The sequence below is a fragment of the Agrobacterium sp. ST15.13.015 genome (assembly GCF_027871645.1).
Classification (GTDB): domain Bacteria; phylum Pseudomonadota; class Alphaproteobacteria; order Rhizobiales; family Rhizobiaceae; genus Agrobacterium; species Agrobacterium leguminum.
Genome location: NZ_JAQAHF010000011.1, coordinates 93,185 through 110,526, shown reverse-complemented (window position 1 = coordinate 110,526; position 17,342 = coordinate 93,185). Strand labels below are relative to the sequence as shown.

16 protein-coding genes are annotated in these 17,342 nt (G+C 59.6%); 5 read left to right on the top strand and 11 right to left on the bottom strand.

Features of this window, described 5'->3' with window-relative positions:
* Positions 1 to 92: 92 nt before the first annotated feature.
* Positions 93 to 1,145, bottom strand: coding sequence for a LacI family transcriptional regulator (locus PIB16_RS17870; protein WP_220318154.1), 1,053 nt, complete (start codon positions 1,143 to 1,145; stop codon positions 93 to 95).
* A 491-nt stretch (positions 1,146 to 1,636) separates the two neighbouring features.
* Between PIB16_RS17870 and PIB16_RS17865 the strand changes: the two genes are divergently transcribed.
* The 3 genes from PIB16_RS17865 to PIB16_RS17855 all read left to right on the top strand — a co-directional run bounded on the left by PIB16_RS17865 (position 1,637) and on the right by PIB16_RS17855 (position 5,788).
* Positions 1,637 to 4,135, top strand: coding sequence for a beta-mannosidase (locus PIB16_RS17865; RefSeq protein WP_271046076.1), 2,499 nt, complete (start codon positions 1,637 to 1,639; stop codon positions 4,133 to 4,135).
* A 103-nt stretch (positions 4,136 to 4,238) separates the two neighbouring features.
* Complete coding sequence (gene mgrA, locus PIB16_RS17860; RefSeq protein WP_065655449.1) at positions 4,239 to 5,270, top strand: L-glyceraldehyde 3-phosphate reductase; 1,032 nt, start codon at positions 4,239 to 4,241, stop codon at positions 5,268 to 5,270.
* Between the two features lie 191 nt (positions 5,271 to 5,461).
* Complete coding sequence (locus PIB16_RS17855) at positions 5,462 to 5,788, top strand: RcnB family protein (RefSeq protein ID WP_142845513.1); 327 nt, start codon at positions 5,462 to 5,464, stop codon at positions 5,786 to 5,788.
* A 67-nt stretch (positions 5,789 to 5,855) separates the two neighbouring features.
* On the opposite strand, the gene gndA is transcribed toward PIB16_RS17855, so the two are convergent.
* From gndA to ccoG, 5 genes are all read right to left on the bottom strand, one after another.
* A complete protein-coding gene (gndA, locus tag PIB16_RS17850) occupies positions 5,856 to 7,286 on the bottom strand; it encodes an NADP-dependent phosphogluconate dehydrogenase (protein ID WP_003525022.1) in 1,431 nt (476 codons plus the stop codon).
* 164 nt (positions 7,287 to 7,450) lie between these two features.
* Positions 7,451 to 7,609: a cbb3-type cytochrome oxidase assembly protein CcoS gene (ccoS, locus tag PIB16_RS17845; RefSeq protein ID WP_003502794.1), complete on the bottom strand. Its 159-nt coding sequence runs from the start codon at positions 7,607 to 7,609 to the stop codon at positions 7,451 to 7,453.
* Positions 7,606 to 9,897, bottom strand: a complete 2,292-nt coding sequence (locus PIB16_RS17840; RefSeq protein WP_174039159.1) for a cation-translocating P-type ATPase — start codon at positions 9,895 to 9,897, stop codon at positions 7,606 to 7,608. Before PIB16_RS17840 ends, ccoS begins: the two co-directional genes overlap by 4 nt.
* The gene (locus tag PIB16_RS17835) at positions 9,894 to 10,394 is read right to left on the bottom strand and encodes a FixH family protein (RefSeq protein WP_174036000.1); all 501 of its coding nucleotides are present in this window, start codon (positions 10,392 to 10,394) and stop codon (positions 9,894 to 9,896) included. The genes PIB16_RS17840 and PIB16_RS17835 overlap by 4 nt, the downstream gene beginning before the upstream one ends.
* The gene (gene ccoG / locus PIB16_RS17830; protein WP_271046075.1) at positions 10,391 to 11,974 is read right to left on the bottom strand and encodes a cytochrome c oxidase accessory protein CcoG; all 1,584 of its coding nucleotides are present in this window, start codon (positions 11,972 to 11,974) and stop codon (positions 10,391 to 10,393) included. Before ccoG ends, PIB16_RS17835 begins: the two co-directional genes overlap by 4 nt.
* 119 nt (positions 11,975 to 12,093) lie before the next feature.
* Here ccoG and PIB16_RS17825 point away from each other — a divergent pair, with 119 nt between their 5' ends.
* A complete protein-coding gene (locus tag PIB16_RS17825; RefSeq protein ID WP_174036002.1) occupies positions 12,094 to 12,498 on the top strand; it encodes an SRPBCC family protein in 405 nt (134 codons plus the stop codon).
* Between the two features lie 10 nt (positions 12,499 to 12,508).
* Entirely contained in the window at positions 12,509 to 12,865 is a 357-nt protein-coding gene (locus tag PIB16_RS17820; protein ID WP_271046074.1) for a VOC family protein, read from the top strand.
* 175 nt (positions 12,866 to 13,040) lie between these two features.
* Here the strand turns inward: PIB16_RS17820 and ccoP are convergent, their stop codons facing one another.
* From ccoP to cobU, 5 genes are all read right to left on the bottom strand, one after another.
* Positions 13,041 to 13,904: a cytochrome-c oxidase, cbb3-type subunit III gene (gene ccoP / locus PIB16_RS17815; RefSeq protein WP_065655034.1), complete on the bottom strand. Its 864-nt coding sequence runs from the start codon at positions 13,902 to 13,904 to the stop codon at positions 13,041 to 13,043.
* Between the two features lie 3 nt (positions 13,905 to 13,907).
* Positions 13,908 to 14,060 (bottom strand): CcoQ/FixQ family Cbb3-type cytochrome c oxidase assembly chaperone, encoded by a 153-nt coding sequence (locus tag PIB16_RS17810; protein ID WP_003502810.1) that lies wholly within the window; start codon positions 14,058 to 14,060, stop codon positions 13,908 to 13,910.
* 13 nt (positions 14,061 to 14,073) lie between these two features.
* Positions 14,074 to 14,805: a cytochrome-c oxidase, cbb3-type subunit II gene (ccoO, locus tag PIB16_RS17805; protein ID WP_065655033.1), complete on the bottom strand. Its 732-nt coding sequence runs from the start codon at positions 14,803 to 14,805 to the stop codon at positions 14,074 to 14,076.
* 10 nt (positions 14,806 to 14,815) lie between these two features.
* A complete protein-coding gene (gene ccoN / locus PIB16_RS17800; RefSeq protein ID WP_174036004.1) occupies positions 14,816 to 16,438 on the bottom strand; it encodes a cytochrome-c oxidase, cbb3-type subunit I in 1,623 nt (540 codons plus the stop codon).
* 239 nt (positions 16,439 to 16,677) lie between these two features.
* On the bottom strand, positions 16,678 to 17,199 hold the full coding sequence (cobU, locus tag PIB16_RS17795; RefSeq protein ID WP_271046073.1) for a bifunctional adenosylcobinamide kinase/adenosylcobinamide-phosphate guanylyltransferase: 522 nt from the start codon (positions 17,197 to 17,199) through the stop codon (positions 16,678 to 16,680).
* Between the last annotated feature and the right edge of the window lie 143 nt (positions 17,200 to 17,342).

Genomic DNA, 17,342 nt, shown 5'->3' with positions numbered 1-17,342 from the left:
CTTGCGCTTGAAATATAAAGCACTGCATAAGGAAAAGAGGCGCGACAATCGCTGGGTAAGAGACGTCGCGCCATCAATCGCAAGGCAGCTCGTTACGGCTTAGGCGCCATTGAAGACCAGACAGGGCTGCTGATGCTCTGCAGGGTTTCCGGCGGCGCGCCGTTGATGCGCGCCAGAAGGGCCTTCGCAAGCTCCCTGCCCGCCAGCTTGATATCCTCATTGACGGTGTGGATCTGCGGTTTGATCCAGTTCAGGAACTCGGCGGACTGTTTCGAGACGATATCGATATCTTCGCCGATTTTCACACCGGCTGCCTCAAAACCGGCCACCAGCGCAATGGTGCTGCTGCCGCTGATCGAAACGATGCCGTCGGGACGGTCATCGGATTGCATCAGCCGCTGGCCGAAATCGCGGATTTTTTCGAGCGGCGTTTCGATGGTGATGGCATCCAGCGGAAATTCGCTAAGGCCGAAATCCCTGATCGCCCTCATAAACCCCTTGCGGGCGTGATCGTGGAACGAAAACCGCGATGGCGGCACGACGACGGCGATCCTTTTGCGCCCGCATTGCGCCAGCCGCTCAACCGCCTCATAGGCATAGGCCTCATTGTCGAAATCATGAAAGGCATGGTCGATGCCCATATCGGAGCGTCCGTGGGTGACGAAGGGCATGTTGCGCTCGGTCATGAAACGAACGCGCGGATCGTTGGGCTCGATCTTCGAAATAATGACCCCATCCGCCGAACCGGTGTCGAGAATATAGCGGATCGGCACCATTGAATCCTTGGCATGGATGTGGGGCGTTACGACCAGATGATATTGTGTTGTGGATAGAACCTCAGTGATGCCGAAGACCATCTGGCTGGTGAAACCCATCAGTTCTTCATCGACGCTAAGCACAAGGGCAATCACATTGGTCTTGCCGGTGCGAAGGCGCACCCCGGCGCGGTTTGGCTGGTAACCGATCTGCCGGGCGATCAGCCGCACGCGCTCCTTGGTTTCAGCGCCGATATCGGGCGCATCCTTCAGTGCGCGCGAGACGGTGGTGATGCCGAGACCCGTCATATAGGCGATTGTCTTCAAGGTCGGACGCTCGCCCGTGGTCGCGGGTATGTCGTTCCTGCCGGATTTGCCAGTATCGTTCATGTCATTTCGCCACGCTTTACCGAACGGTAATCATAGATAGCTTTTGCTCCGTTGCAAAGGCAAAGGTCTGCGGTCAAAAGCGGTCTTGTCCGGCTAATCGGCCAATTCAGCTAAAACGATATAGGTCCGGAAAATATTTCCCGACTGCGATCCTTTTCTTACAGGGCCAAAAGTCCGGATATCATTGGATGAATTTCCTCATTATATAGATTAAAAAATTTACATAACACGCTAATATAAAATGATAAAAATCGATATTCTTTTGGACGATACAACAGCATTGTCAAGACCCGGCGTTCCCCGTCATTTTTGATGTTACCGATTGTCACTCAAAGGAATGACGGAACGATAGTTTTACGGTAACGTTGCCGAAGAGAGGAAATCGCAAAGCCGGATAAATGTGAGGCAGCCGCTTTGCGGGCATCCATTCTCCCCAGATTCTGACACAAGCCTGCACCATGATGCAGGCCAGTCTTCTTCGAATTCATTTTATGCAGGGTCCGATTATGATTTCTTCTTCCTCGCCCGAAACCGTCGTCGATCTGGCCGGGTCCTGGCGCCTGACCTCGGTGGAAGGAGACCACGCCACCCAGCTTTCCGTACCGGGCGATATTCACACCGCGCTCAAAAATGCGGGCATCATTCCAGATCCCTATCACGGCGCCAATGAGAAGGCGGTACAATGGGTCGCGCAGCAGGACTGGATCCTTGAGCGAACCTTCATTCTCGATGAGGCTGATGCCAGCTGGTATCTCGATATCGATTACCTCGACACCGTCGCCATCGTCTTCGTCAACGACATTCCTGTCCTGAGCGCCGACAATTGTTTCCACCGTTACCGCCCGGATGTTTCGCGGGCTGTGCGGCCGGGTGAAAACACCATCCGCATCCATTTCCATTCCAACATCGCCGCCGGTGCGGAACGGCAGGCACGCCAGCCCTTTTATATTCCCTATCACCCAGGCAATTCGCCGATTGCCAATGGCAACATGCTGCGCAAGCCGCAATGCCATTTCGGCTGGGACTGGAATATCGCGATTGCCCCGCTCGGCCTTTACGGCAAAATCCTGCTGAAGCGCCTCGATACAGCCCGCATCGAACATGTCGTCACCTCGCAGCACCATGTCGAAGGCGGCGTGGAACTGCATGTGGCCGTCACGCTGTTTGCCGAAGGTCCGGCCAGCCTGCCGGTCTATCTGTCGCTGAATGACGAAAGGCTCAGGCTCGATTGCGGCGTCGGCGCCGGTGAAACGGTGGTGCGCCACGTCTTCTTCGTGGAAAATCCGGAGCTCTGGTGGCCGGCCGGCAGTGGCGAACAGACGCTCTACGAGCTGACGGTGGAATTGCCCGATGAGACCGTGACCCGGCAGATCGGCTTCAGAACCATCGAGCTTCTGACGGACAAGGACGAGGCGGGCAGCCGCTTTGCCTTCCGCATCAACGGCCGGGAAATCTTCTGCCGCGGCGCCAACTGGATCCCCGCCGATGCGCTTTATTCGCTGACCAGCCGGGAAAAGACCGAAGACCTTCTCTGCTCCGCGGTCGAGGCCAATATGAACATGATCCGCGTCTGGGGCGGCGGCTTCTATGAGGAAGACTGGTTCTACGATCTCTGCGACCGTCTCGGCCTGCTGGTCTGGCAGGATTTCATGTTCGCCTGCAATCTCTATCCCTGCAGCGAGGATTTCCTCGACAATGTCGAACACGAGGTCGATTATCAGGTGAAACGCCTCTCCTCTCATCCCTCCATCGCGCTCTGGTGCGGCGATAACGAGCTGGTGGGCGCGCTGACCTGGTTCGATGAATCCCGCAACAATCGCGACCGCTATCTCGTCGCCTATGACCGCCTGAACCGCACCATCGAACGGGCCCTGAAAAAAGCCGCTCCCGAAGCGCTCTGGTGGCCATCGAGCCCAGCGTCGGGTTATCTCGATTACGGCGATGCCTGGCACGCCGATGGTTCCGGCGACATGCATTATTGGTCCGTCTGGCACGAGAACAAGTCATTCGACAATTATCGTTCGGTGAAACCGCGCTTCTGCTCCGAATTCGGTTTCCAGTCCTATACATCCATGCCCGTCATCCGCACCTACGCGGAAGACCGGGACATGAACATCGCCTCCCCGGTCATCGAGCTGCACCAGAAGAATGTCGGCGGCAATGAGCGGATTGCGGGCACCATGTTCCGCTATTTCCGCTTCCCGAAGGATTTCGAGAATTTCGTTTATCTCAGTCAGGTCCAGCAGGCGCTGGCGATCCGCACGGCTGTCGATTACTGGCGCTCGCTCAAGCCCCATTGCATGGGCACGCTTTATTGGCAGCTGAACGACACCTGGCCGGTCGCCTCATGGTCGAGCCTTGATTATGGCGGAGGCTGGAAAGCGCTGCATTATGCCGCCCGCCGTTTCTTCCAGCCGGTTACAGTCTCGGCCATCCCTTCAGAAAATGGAGGCCGGGTGAGCTTCTCCATGGTCAACGACACGGCGGAGGATGTGGAAATCGACATGAACATCGTTGCGCTGACCATGGACGGCAACCGCGTGCCGCTGAAATCCGCCAACGGCACCTGCGCGACCGACAGGGCCGCCATGCTGACCGATATCGACATGGACAGCCTGCCTGATGGCGCCATCCTCGCCTGGAATTTCATCGCTTCCAACGGCATGACCGGCGAAGGCCACCATGTGCGCGATAGCTACAAGGCGCTGGAGCTTCAGCCAGCAGGCCTGACATTCACCACCAGCACACTGAAAAACGGTCAGTTCGAAATCGATGTCAGCGCCACCGGCCTCGCTCTCTTCGTCATGCTGGAGGCAGATCAGCCCGGACGTTATTCCGACAATCTCTTCGATCTTGCCGCCGGCGAAACGCGCCGTATCATCTTCACCCCGAAAGCGGACGGCCCCCAGCCGCATTTCCGCATCTTCGATCTTCATACCTGCCAATCCTCGCCCAATCCCGGCATTGAAAGCATGCGGAGAAAGGCATAACCATCCCTCTCGGGAATGACAGGTGAACCCACGCCTGTCTTCATCAGTTCAAAAGGCTGCCGGGTTCTCCGGCAGCCAGTCATCAGCAAGCGGAGGAAGACCCATGGTTTGGCAACCGGCCGAAAACCGATATGCATCCATGAAATATAATCACTGCGGCAAAACCGGCCTGAAACTGCCGGCAATCTCGCTGGGACTCTGGCACAATTTCGGCAACGATACGCCGCACCAGACCAAACAGGCCATTTGCCGCCGCGCTTTCGATCTCGGCATCACCCATTTCGATCTCGCGAACAATTACGGCCCGCCGCCCGGCAGCGCCGAAACCGCCTTCGGAGAAATTCTGAAGACGGATTTCAGAGGCTATCGCGACGAGATGATCATCTCCTCCAAGGCCGGTTACAACATGTGGCCCGGTCCTTACGGTGAATGGGGCAGCCGTAAATATCTGATAGCTTCCTGCGACCAGAGCCTGAAGCGCATGGGGCTGGACTACGTCGATATTTTCTACTCCCACCGTTTCGACCCCAACACGCCGCTTGAGGAGACCTGCGGCGCGCTGGACCAGATCGTGCGCTCGGGCAAGGCGCTTTATGTCGGCATCTCGTCCTACAACTCGAAGCGCACCCGCGAGGCCGCCGCGATCCTCAAGGACCTCGGCACGCCCTGCATCATCCATCAGCCGAGCTATTCGATGATCAACCGCTGGATCGAGGAAGACGGTCTCGTCGACACGCTGGAAGAACTGGGCATCGGCTCCATCGTCTTCTCGCCGCTGGCGCAGGGCATGCTGACGACGAAATATCTCGGCGGCGTGCCGGATGGCAGCCGTGCATCGCAGAGCAAGTCTCTCAACCCGGCCTTCCTCAACGAGCGCAATGTCGAAAACATCCGTGCGCTGAACAGCATTGCCGAGCGACGCGGCCAGACGCTGGCGCAGATGGCGATTGCCTGGGTTCTGCGCGGCGGCCGCATCACCTCGGCGCTGATTGGCGCAAGCCGTGTCGAACAGGTCGAGGATTGCGTGAAGGCGCTCGACAAGCCGGATTTCACGGCAGAAGAGCTTGCCGAAATCGATCGTTACGCCAAGGACGCGGATATCAACCTCTGGGCAAAATCCGCCGAACGCGTCTGATTGAGGACAGACTGCCCGGTTCTGCCGGGCGGTCTGCAGATTGCAAAATGCCGGGCCAAAAACCTCAAAACAAAAGATTAACTTCCGCCCCTAAGCGTTAATAACCATTACATAAATGTAATTTTAAATTCAGTTTCCGTTCATTCGTTTATTCGTAAGTTCTCCTCATCGAAACACGAGAGGAAACTTCCATGAAAAAGTTCGTCACCATTCTTCTGGCTGCCACCGTTCTCGCCGCTCCGATGGCTCAGGCCCAAAGCCGCCACGACGATCGCCATCGCGGCGTCACCGTCGAGCGTCAGGTCACCACCAAGAAGGTCATCGTCAAGAAGCACCGCTGGGATCGCGGCCAGCGCCTTTCGGCCCGTGAGCGCCGCAACATGGTAGACCGTCGTGACTACCGCCGTTACCACCTTGCAGAACCGCGCCGCGACCAGCACTGGGTACGCGTCGACAACCAGTTCCTGCTCATCAACGCCGTCAGCGGCCTGATCGTCGGCCTCGCCGCCGCCCGCTAATCCAGGCATCGATGAAATGAAAAAGGCCCGCTCGCGCGGGCCTTTTGTCGTTTGTCGTTTCAGCCGATCAGAAAATGTCGGCGCCGCTGCCCCACGGGCCGTGCGGCTTGTCCACACCGTCGGTGCGTTCGAAACCATGGGCGCCGAAGAAGTCGCGCTGCGCCTGAATGAGGTTGGCGCTGCCGCGGCCACGGCGATAGGCGTCGAAATAACCGAGCGCCGAAGCAAGTGCCGAAACCGGCAGACCCGACAGGACGGCGTAGGAGACGACACGGCGCAGCGGTGCGTCGGTATCCTTGACGATGCCGGCAAAGGCAGGCGTCACGATGAGGTTGGCCACATGCGGGTCCTTGGTGAAGGCCGAGGTGATCTCATCGAGGAATTCCGAGCGGATGATGCAACCGGCGCGCCAGATGCGAGCAATCGTCGGCATCGGCAGGTTCCAGTTGAACTCCTTGGAAGCGGCCGACATGATCGCGAAGCCCTGCGCGTAAGCGCCGACCTTGGCGGCCAGAAGCGCGCTTTCCAGATCGGCGATGAAAGCCTTTTTGTCAGCCGGTGCAGGCGCAACGGTCGGCAGACCGAAGATCTTCTCGGCAGCTTCACGCTCATCCTTCTGCGAGGACAGAATACGCGCAGCCACGGCCGCCTCGATGGCGGTTGCGGCAACGCCCATATTCTGCGCCTCGATGACCGACCACTTGCCGGTGCCCTTCTGGCCGGCCTTGTCGAGGATCAGATCGACCATCGGCTTGCCGGTGATCGGATCGGCGGCGCGCAGAACCTTCTCGGTGATTTCGATCAGGTAGGAATTCAGGCGGCCCTTGTTCCATTCTGCGAAAACATCGGCGATTTCGACGGCGCTCATGCCAAGGCCGTCACGCAGAATGCCGTAGATTTCGGCGATCATCTGCATATCGGCATATTCGATGCCGTTATGGATGGTCTTGACGAAGTGGCCGGCGCCGTCATTGCCGAGCCATGCCACGCACGGATCGTTATTGTACTTGGCGGAAATGGAAGTCAGCACCTTCTCGACGCGCTTCCAGCTGTCCTCGGTGCCGCCGACCATGATCGACGGTCCATGGCGCGCACCTTCTTCACCGCCGGAAACGCCCATGCCGATAAAGGTCAGGCCGCTATCCTTCAGATTGTCGAAACGGCGGATCGTATCGCGGAAATTGGCATTGCCGGCGTCGATCATGATGTCGCCATTGGCGAGATGGGGTTTCAGGATTTCCATCTGCTGGTCAACCGGATCGCCGGCCTTGATCATGATGATGATCGGGCGCGGAGGGCGAATGGCGGCGACGAATTCCTCGATGGTTTCGCAGGGGATCAACTGTCCCTGCAAGTCCCCAGCCTCGGCGTAGAATTTTTTCGTCGCTTCAGGGGTTCGGTTGAATACGGCAATCTTGTTGCCCTTTTCCGCGATATTCAACGCCAGGTTCGAGCCCATGACGCCGAGACCGATCAAACCGATTTCTGCCTGTTCCACGGATGTGCCTCCATCTTGCTTTTTGGTGGTCGTGTTGTGGCACTGTAATGAACAAACGGCAAGGCTAGCCGCGACTGAAACGATTAAATTTTGATGACGCAAATCAGCTTTGCATATTTGCGACAGGTCGAGTCCGGCTCAAAACGGCAAGCCCGCCTCGCCTCTTATGATCGTCGGGGCCGGTCGTCACCATCATCCAGCGCCCGCCAGGCGGCCCCGTCCATATCCTCATATTGGCCCGAACGCACCGACCAGAGGAAGGCGAAAAGGCCGAGCGCTCCTAAAAACAGCGCGACGGGAATGAGATAGATCAGCATGTTCATGCCAGTTGCGCCCCCTCGCCTGCAAATCCGGTCTTCGCTTCATTCTGAGGACGGACGGTTTCAGCCGTACCGGCAAGACGCAACGCATTGGCGACGACGATCAGCGAGGACGTCGACATGGCGATGGCCGCGATCATCGGCGTCGCATAACCGGCAATGGCAATCGGCACGGCGATGATGTTGTAGCCGATGGCAAGCGCGAAGTTCTGCCGGATCAGCCTTCCTGCCCGTTGCGATGTCTCGATTGCGAAAGGCACGGCATCGAGATCCTCCTGCATGAACACGAAATCGGCGGCCTGCCGGCCGATATCGGCGGCGGTGGCGGGCGCCATGGACACATGCGCGGCGGCGAGCGCCGGCGCGTCGTTGATACCGTCTCCCACCATCAGTACCCGCCGCCCCTCGCCCGCAAGCTCGGCGCAACGCGCCGCCTTGTCCTTCGGCGATAGGTCCGCACGCCAGTTACCAATCCCCAGCCGCTGCGCCATGGCGCTGACGGCTGCTGCCCGGTCACCCGAAACGATTTCCTGCATAAGCCCCCGTACCGACAGGCTGCGCAATGCCGAAACCGCACCCGCGCGCGGATTATCCTCGAAGCCGAAGCTTGCCAGATGCCCGCCATCGAGGGACAGCACCACTTCCGAGCGCGCATCGCCATTGTCGATGCTCGCTTCACTTGGGCACGCGAAACGGCGATTGCCCAGCCGATAGGTTCCGGCTTCCGTTTCCGCCTCAACGCCGGAGCCCGGAATTTCCCGCACCGCCTCATAGGCCGGCACCGCGCCGCTATAGGCAGCATGCAGGGCTTTCGACAATGGGTGACGCGAATGGGCGGCAAGCCCCGCTGCAATCGCCATGGTGACGGGCTTCACATCGCCAGTCTCAACCAATCTCGGTTTGCCGATAGTCAGGGTGCCGGTTTTGTCGAACAGCACGGTATCGATTTCGGCCAGCCGCTCCATGGCCGAGCCTTCCTTGACCATGATGCCGTGCCGGAACAGCCTTCCGGCGGCCACCACCTGCACGACGGGAACGGCAAGGCCAAGCGCGCAGGGGCAGGTGATGATGAGAACCGCAATGGCGATCAGCATCGCCTGTTTCCAGTCACCGCCGAAAATGCCCCAGCCGAGAAACGTCACCAGCGCAAGAAGATGCACCACGGGAGAATAATAGCTTGCGGCGCGGTCGGCGATGCGCCGGTAACGCGCCCGCCCGCCTTCGGCCGCCTCCATCAGCCCGATCACTTCCGAAAGGAAGGAATCTTTTGCCAATGCCGTCACCCGCGCAGTCAGCGAACCGGTGAGATTGAGCGTACCGGCCTGAAGGCTGTCGCCTGCCGCAACGCGGCGCGGCGCGCTTTCACCGTTGACGATGGACATGTCGAGATCGCTGCTGCCGGAGACGACCACGGCATCCACCGCCACACGGTCGCCAGCCGCAATCGCAATCGACATTCCCGGCTGGATATCGGCAAGCGGCCGATACTCCCGCGTTCCATTCTCACCGATCACCGTTGCCCCGCGCGGCGAAAGCCGGGCAAGCCCGGCAATGGCCGAGCGCGCCTTGTCACGCATGATATGGTCAAGCGTCCGGCCGATCAGCAGGAAGAACAGCAGCGACACGGTCGCATCGAACCAGGCATGTTCACCGTGATGGATCGTCTCCCACAGGGAAACGGCATAGGAAAGCGTGATGGCGAGTGCGATCGGCACATCCATATTGGTACGGCCATGTTTCAGCGCGTTCCAGGCCGATTGATAGAAGAAACGCCCGCCATAGATCAGCGCCGGCGCGGCGATCATCGCCGAAATCCAGTGGAACATGTCGCGCGTCGCCGCATCCGCCCCCGACCAGACGGAGACGGACAGAAGCATGATATTGGCGGAAGCAAAACCGCACAGCGCCACCGCCCTGATCAGCTGCGAACGCAAGGCGTCCGAGGCATCCTGCCCGCTGGCGAAAAGATGCGTGCGATATCCCGTCGCAAGAATGGCGCGGGCAATCTCGGCAGGGTCAGTCCTGACGCCGTCGACTTCTTCTTTCCAGACGACCGCCACGCGTTTGGACGACAGGTTCACGCGCGCCCGCTCCACTTGGCGCAGACGGCCGAGCGCGGTCTCGATGGTAGTGATGCAGGCGCCGCAATACACATCCGGCACGCTGAGGTCGGTCTGGCGCAGCCCCTGCCCCAGATCGCGGCTCGCCAGCAACAACTCCTCCGACGATGGCGGATTGACCGGCTCGCCGAGTTGCAACGAACCTTCCGTTCCCGGTGCGCAGCAGCTCATTTGCGCCCCCTGATGACGGCAATCCGCGTGCCCTCATGCACGATGATCCGGCCGTCCTTGACGGCGGTGACCTCGACGATCCATTGGCCCGGCAGCATGTCATGCGGGCCGGTGAAGACGCCGGTGGAAACCGGGGTCAGGTCCATGTCGAAATTCTGGCGTTCACCGACGGGCCGGCGAAAATGCGCCGTCACCTTATCGGTGTCGACCGGGCCGGTGTCGGGATGAAACACCTCATATCGCACCGTCTTTTCATCCACGATGAGCTTGCCCTTGATGCCGGTCGCGGCCCTTGCCTTGGCGGCTTCCGCCTTGGCGTTGAACTGCTGGCTGGCCACATAGGTATTGGGCACGACAAGCCCGCTCCAGCTGTTGACCGCGTTCCAGGCCATCACCATGTTGACGGTGATGACGGTGCCGAAAAACAGCAGCATGACACCCAGCATATGCCAGCCGGTGAACGTGAAACCGGACGTCTGGCGATTGTTCACGGTCATTTTTTCACTCCCGGAGCGTTGAATACAGCATCGTAGCGGGCCGTCTCATGGCCGCCCGTATCGCTGACGATGAATTCGAAATTTTCCGCCGCCCGCGCAACATCTTTGCCCGGCAGAGTGACGAAGACCTTCAGCGTCGTCGCCTCGTCCGGCTCCACCGTCACTTCGAAGGTGCGCGCGGCCGTATCCGGCATGCCGTTGATCTTCATCACCGCATTCGGAATGCCCTCGATGGCCAGGTTCATCGTGCGTGGCTGCGGCACCATGTTCAGAATGCGCACCGTATAGCCGTTGCGAATGGAACCGTTCGATTCCAGCACATATTGCGGGTTGCGGTCATGCAGGACATTCAGCGCCAGCCGCTCGCGCGTCACCAGCGCAAACAGCATGCCGATACCGACCGCCGACCAGATGGCCGTGTAAAGCAGCGTGCGCGGCCGGAAGACGATGCGCCAGTTGAAGTGGCGGACACTCTTCCTGAAGCTGCCGTCCTCCTCACGCACATTGGCAGGGCGGATGGCGTGCTCACCATTGCCGGTCGCCAGCGCCATGTTGGACTGGTATTCGGAAAGCGTCGCATAGGCGATCAGCCCGCGCGGCTTGCCGATCTTGTCCATCACCCCGTCGCAGGCATCGATGCAGAGCGCGCAGGTGATGCATTCCAGCTGCTGCCCGTCCCTGATGTCGATGCCCATGGGACAGACCGCGACGCAGGCATTGCAATCGACGCAATCGCCGATGCTCTCCCCTGCCGCCGCAGCCTTCTTGGCATGCCGCGAGCGCGGTTCACCGCGCCAGTCATTATAAGTGACGACAAGCGAGTTCTCATCCAGCATGGCCGCCTGAATGCGCGGCCATGGACACATATAGGTGCAGACCTGCTCCCGCATCAGCCCGCCGAAGACATAGGTGGTGGCGGTGAGGATGGCGACGGTGGAATAGGCGATCATCGGCGCCTGCCCGGTCAGGAACTGCGTCGCTAGCGTTGGCGCATCGGCGAAATAGAAAATCCAGGCGCCGCCGGTCAGAACGCCGATCACCAGCCAGATCGCATGTTTCAGCACCCGCTTGCGCAATTTGCCGAATGTGAAGGGCGCGGCATCCAGTTTCATGCGCGCGTTCCTGTCACCCTCTATCGCCCGCTCGACCACCAGAAACAGGTCGACCCAGACGGTCTGCGGACAGGTGTAACCGCACCATGCGCGCCCGACAGCGGACGTGACGAGAAAGAGCCCCAGCCCGGCCATGACCAGCAATCCGGCGACGAAGAAGAATTCCTGCGGCCAGATTTCGATGAAGAAGAAATAAAAGCGCCGGTTGGCGATATCGATCAGCACCGCCTGATCCGGCGCATAGGGACCGCGATCCCAGCGCAGGAACGGCGTTAGATAATAAATGCCGAGCGTGACCAGCATCACCAGCCATTTGAAGCGCCGAAACCTGCCCTCGGCGCGCTTGGGAAAAATCTTCCTGCGTGCCTCGTAGAGCGGTTTGCGCGTTTTTGCGGAATTGACGGCTTCCGCCTCCAGCCTCTCGACAGGCTGTTGCGGGCGATCCTGTCCGGCGCGATAGATGTTCATGATGGGAGTCCGTTTTTATCTCCTTGCTTTCTCCCATCTCCCCGGTGAAACATCCTTGACTTACATCAAGTGACGACAAAGTGGCGCAGTATGGGAACGCGCCGCCAAGGGAGGATGAAATGCCTGTCATGCAGTCGAGAATCATTCATCTGTCGGTCGAAAAACCCTGGAGCCACGTCTATGACTTCGCCTCCAACCCGCAGAACATGCCCCGCTGGGCCGCGGGCCTTGCGGGCGGCCTCACACCGGACGGCGAGGACTGGATCGCCGAGGGCGGGCCGCTTGGCGAAGTGCGCGTCAATTTCGCGCCCGCAAACGAGTTCGGTGTCATCGACCATGTCGTGACATTGCCGGATGGCGTGAAGGTTTATAACGCGCTACGGGTAACGCCGAACGGCAGCGGCACGGAGGTGAGTTTCACCCTGCTTCGCCTTCAGGACATGACGGACGAGGATTTCGAGCAGGACGCAAAAGCGATCACGGCCGATCTCGAAACGCTGAAGGCGCTGCTCGAAAAGGATTGATGGAGGAAGCATGACCACGAATACGAACGACCGGCGGATTGACTATGTCGAATTCAACGTCGCCGATATCGAGCGCAGCAAGGAATTTTACGGCGGCGCCTTCGGCTGGTCCTTCAAGGATTACGGTCCGCAATATTGCGAGTTTTCCGATGGCCGGCTGACCGGCGGTTTCACCACCACGACGCCGGTCTCGGCCAGGGGCGGACCGCTCGTCATTCTCTACGCCGCCGATATCGAGGATGTGCAGCGCCGCGTCGAAGCCGCCGGCGGGCAGATCAGCGTCGCAATCTTCGAGTTTCCGGGCGGGCGGCGTTTTCACTTCACCGATCCGGACGGATATGAGCTGGCCGTGTGGTCGGACAAATAAAAAAGGGCCGCATAGCGGCCCTTTGAGTGTGATGGCAAAGCTTCTTTACACTCGACGTCATCCTTGGGCTTGTCCCAAGGATCTAATCACGTCCAATTAAATCGAGACGTTGCAGATGCTCGGGACCTCTCCGCGGGGGGCATGACACGGCCTTCTCCATTTCCTGTCTTTGCTATCACTCGCCGCCGCCAAGCGAGTGCACGAAGATCGCAAGCTGCTTGACCGTCGTATCGCCGAGACGCTCACCCCAGGCGGGCATGACCCCGTGCTTGGGCGAACGGATCTGCGCGACGATACCTTCCTCCCCATGCGACTTCAGCCAGATCGCGTCGGCCAGATTGGGCGCGCCGAATTCGCGATTGCCCTTGGCGTCTTCCCCGTGGCAGGAGGCGCAATTGTCGGCAAAGAGCTGCTTGCCTGGCTCCACCAGAGCCGGGTTGGATGGGGTGCCGGTAAGGCTGACGACATAGGCCGCAACCTCGCGGATTTCGTCCGATTTCAGAATTTCACCGAAAGCGGGCATTTCCGAAGCACGCGTATCCGCATCGTCGGCAAAACGAATGCCATGCTTCACCGTCGTATAGATGTCGTCGACGCTGCCGCCCCACATCCAGTCGTCATCGTTGAGGTTGGGATAGCCCTGCCCGCCTTCCGCGCCCGAACCGTGACACTGAATGCAATTGACCTTGAAAGCGGCAGCGCCGCCGGAAAGGGCAAATTGCATTAGGGTCGGGTCGGCCTGAATTTCGGCAAGCGACGAATTGGCGATCTTGTCGACAAAGACGCTCTGCGACTGTTTTGCATCGGCAATTTCGGCGGCAATATCGCCGCGGCTGTTCCAGCCGAGCAACCCTTGCGTCGCCCCATTGATCAGCGGCCATGCCGGATAGGCGATGGTATAGCCGATGGCCCAGAGGATCGTAAAATAGAAGGTCCAGACCCACCAGCGCGGCATGGGATTGTTCAGCTCGCGGATACCGTCCCATTCATGGCCGGTGGTTTCGACGCCGCTGATGTCATCAATGTGTTTTTCGGACATATCCTAGTCCTCCTTGAGCGGAATGCTGGCGGCATCGTCCGCGGCCTTCTTCGAGCCGGGGCGAAGGGTGAAAACGACGACGCCGGCGAAGAACAGGGTCATGGCAAGCAGACCCCAGCTATCGGCGAAGTGGCGCATGGCCGTGTAGGTTTCCATGGCTCACACCTCCTCACCGGTATCCGGCGGCATCGTCATAGGTCGAGAAATCGACCAGCGTGCCGAGCATCTGCAGATAGGCGACCAGAGCATCCATTTCGGTGAGCTTGGCCGGATCGCCGTCGAAATCGCCCACCTTCGCTTTCGGATAACGCGCCAGAAGTTCCGACGAATCCGCATTCGGGTCGGCCTGGGCGGCAAGATCGGCAGCGGATTTCTCGATCATCTCGTCGCTATAAGGCACACCGACAGCGCGGTTGGCCTTCAGCTCCATGGAAACATCGGTGATCTTCAGCGGCGTGGTCTTCAGGAACGCATAGGAGGGCATGACCGATTCCGGCACCACCGAACGCGGATCGGCCAGATGCTGCACATGCCATTCGTTCGAATAACGGTCGCCGACGCGCGCAAGGTCAGGCCCCGTGCGCTTGGAACCCCACTGGAACGGGTGGTCGTACATGGATTCAGCTGCCAGGCTGTAATGCCCGTACCGCTCCACCTCGTCGCGGAACGGCCGGATCATCTGGCTGTGGCAGACGTAACATCCCTCGCGGATGTAGATGTTGCGCCCGGCCAGTTCCAGCGGCGTGTAGGGCCGCATGCCCTCCACCTTCTCGATGGTGTTTTCGAGATAAAAGAGCGGTGCGATTTCAACGATGCCGCCGATGGAAACGACCAGCAGGGAGCCGACCAGCAGCAGCGTCGCGTTGCGTTCGATGACGCCGTGTTTGTCAAGTATGGACATCGGCCTCTCCTTATTCAGCAGGCTGCAGCGAAGGAGCCGCGTCCTTGCTGGCGCCCTCCTCGCGTTGATGACCGAGGATGGTCATCGTGACGTTGTAGGCCATGATTAGCGCGCCGCTGAGGAACATCAGGCCGCCCAATGCACGCATCACGTAATAGGGGAACAGCGCCGCGACCGATTCCGCGAAGGAATAGACGAGGAAGCCCTGGCTATCATATTCGCGCCACATCAGCGCCTGCTGGATGCCGGCCACCCACATGACGGCGGCGTAAACGACGATGCCGAGCGTGGCGAGCCAGAAGTGCCAGTTGACCAGTTGCAGGCTATAGAGACGCTCCCTGCCCCACAGTTTCGGCGTCAGGTAATAGATCGCGCCGAAGGTGATCATGCCGTTCCAGCCGAGAGCGCCGGAATGAACATGGCCGATGGTCCAGTCGGTATAGTGGCTGAGCGAATTGACGGCCTTGATCGACATCATCGGGCCTTCGAAGGTCGCCATGCCGTAGAAGGCAACCGCCATCACCATCATGCGCACGACGGGATCGGTGCGGATCTTGTCCCATGCGCCCGAAAGCGTCATCAGACCGTTGATCATGCCGCCCCACGAGGGCATCCACAGCATCACCGAGAACACCATGCCGAGCGTCTGCGCCCAGTCCGGCAGCGCGGTATAGTGCAGGTGGTGCGGGCCGGCCCAGATATACATGAAGATCAGCGCCCAGAAGTGGATGATCGACAGGCGGTAGGAATAGACCGGGCGGTTCACCTGCTTCGGGATGAAATAATACATCATGCCGAGGAATCCGGCCGTCAGGAAGAAGCCGACCGCGTTATGGCCGTACCACCATTGCGTCAGCGCATCCTGCACGCCCGAAAAGGCCGAGTAGCTCTTGACGCCGAGGAACGAGACCGGAATGGCGAGATTATTGACGATATGCAGCATGGCAATCGTGACGATGAATCCCAGGTAGAACCAGTTCGCCACATAGATATGCGGCTCCTTGCGCATGAAGATCGTGCCGAGGAAGGCGACGAGATAGGCAACCCAGACGATGGTCAGCCAGATATCGACATACCATTCCGGCTCCGCATATTCGCGGCCCTGCGTAATACCGAGCAGATAGCCGGTGGCGGCCATGACGATGAAGAGGTTGTAGCCCCAGAACACGAACCAGCCGAGATTGCCGCCGAACAGGCGCGCCCGACAGGTTCTCTGCACCACGTAAAAGGAGGTGGCGATCAGCGCATTTCCCCCGAAAGCGAAGATCACCGCCGATGTGTGCAGCGGCCGCATCCGGCCGAAATTGAAATAGGGCGCGATATTGAGATCGGGAAAGGCGAGCTGAAGCGCCACCACGACGCCGACCAGAAAGCCGACGACACCCCAGAACACGGTGGCGATGACGCCGTATTTCACCACCTCATCGAAATATTCCGACTTTAGGCGGGCACGCGCGGCTGAATCGACAGGCGCGAAGGAGACACGGCGCAACAGAAGCACCGTGCTGACCAGAAGCGTAAAGAACAGCACCCACATATGGGCGGCGAAAAGATTGTCATGGGCAAAGGCTGCCCCGAGCAACGCGAGAAAGGCGCCGAGCGCCACGACCGCGGTTTCTAACGTGTAATTCATTGTTGGTTTCCCCCAACGTGCAAGCCGACCGACGAAAGGCACGGCACGCGCCTGGGAGAGCGGAAACGCGCCTTTGCGTCGGTTGGAGCATTGCCACCGGCAGGGGAACGCCACCTTGATCCAGATCAAGAAAGCAAAGCTGTCGCAGCCCCGGCAAAACGGGGCGCGGCTTTATGAGAGGAATTTGCGTAAGAGCAAAAATACACGGCGATGTCGGCCCCGCTTTCGCGGGTGCTGCTTCAGCCCTTCATCTTCAGGGGCAGACCGGCGGCGACAAAATAGACCTCACCGGCAATGGCGGCGATTCGCTGATGCAGGCGGCCGGCGTGGTCGCGAAATTCCCGCGCCATGCGGTTTTCCGGCACGATGCCGAGACCGACTTCGTTGGAGACGAAAATCAGCTTTGCCCGAGCCGATACAATCGCCGCCTCAAGCGCCGCAAAGGCAGCCTCGATATCGGCATTCTCCATCATCAGATTGGTGAGCCACAGGGTGAGGCAATCGATGAGAACGACATTTTCCGGCGCATCGAGCTGCTCCAGCACGGCGGCAATATCGACGGGCGCTTCATGGGTGGTCCATTCACCGCCGCGCCGCCCCTGATGATGGACGATGCGCTCACGCATCTCGTCATCCCATGCCCGGCCGGTGGCCAGATAATGCAGGCTTCCACCGAACTTGCCCGCAAGCTCCTCCGCAAAACGGGACTTGCCGGAGCGCGCGCCGCCAAGAATGAAAACGGAGCGGTTTTTATCTGTCATCTAAAACCTGAAGGAAGAGAATGAAGTGGACCGGCATCTTCGCCGTGTCGCAAGCCAGGGACAGGCAGACATGAAGGGAACGATTCGTAGAAAAAGGCGTCCCCCGGTTGCTCATGCCGGACTGCCGCTGATACCGGGCCGGA